At 59.2% G+C, this 1,052-nt stretch carries 1 pseudogene; it reads right to left on the minus strand.

Annotated elements, in window-relative coordinates:
- Positions 1 to 402 precede the first annotated feature (402 nt).
- A pseudogene (locus AC4ELS_RS23260) lies at positions 403 to 1,052 on the minus strand (hypothetical protein); the annotation flags it as partial.

Raw genomic sequence — 1,052 nt, forward strand, 5'->3', positions numbered from 1 at the left:
CGGCGCTTATTCGTTGCCATGTCGTTGGTGATTCTTCCTGCCCGAGCACTCGGGCAACAGAGTCCCATAACGACTGGACCACTACAACGGGCTCACCTCACGACTTCCACGTCCATCGTGATCGCGGCAACTTCAGTTTAGCCACTCATCCAAAGGACTGTATGCCGTTTGCTTTCGCTGCACGATCAGCGATGGACGCCACGCGAAGAGGCGGCGCCATCTCCAGGCAAGAAGCTCGGTGTGCGCGTTCCGCGTGGAGGATCGTCAAAGCTACGCATCCCTACTGCCGCTGGCAACGCACTGATCTGAGGCCAAACGCGGTTACGAACGGGTGCGCCGAGATGATATCCCGATGGATTCTGACCACCCATCCATTCGCGATGATGCGGCATCACGGGGTCTTCAGTGTCCGACTCGTCTCGTGGGTTTCGCGTAGTTATGCGACACGTGTTGCCCTTCCATCGGGAACCGTTCGAGCAGGAGTCGAATAACGGGGCTGGGCACGTCGAAGTGCTGCGCCGCGGTATAAAGTGTCATCCCTTTGGCGCCCAACGCTAGATGCAACTCGGATATCGGCACACTGTCTGGGTCAGGTCCCGGAAGCTCCAGGTCACCGACGATGCTGAGAGGCGGCGCCCACCATAGTGGTTCGTCAACAATGTTGTTGTCCTTGAGGAACTTCTCGGCTTCGCTGTCGAGCGCGGTAACGAGACCCGGAGTGAATCGCTCCACAAACTTGTCTCTCCTGTCCTGAGCCCGAGGAATCCCTTGCATGAACCCAGACATACCCGCCGGCCGGGTGCTCAGGCGCTCGAACAACCACGCCCGAGCGAACGGCAAGTACAGGACGGAGTCGTTGCGGTTGAACCCTACGCGTTGGCAGATGTCGATCCACACGTCCGTCGCCAGTAGATCCGAGTAGTCCAGTTGGCGTCGTCTTTGGTAGTCGATAGTGAGGGGGACCCGTTTGGTGGTCCAGTCGCTATGCGACTTGGGGTTGGTGGGTCGTGGCCCACTGTAGGGCAAACTCGGCTGGGGTGAGTTCGTCGTGG

The sequence above is a fragment of the Mycobacterium shunyiense genome, assembly GCF_058270035.1.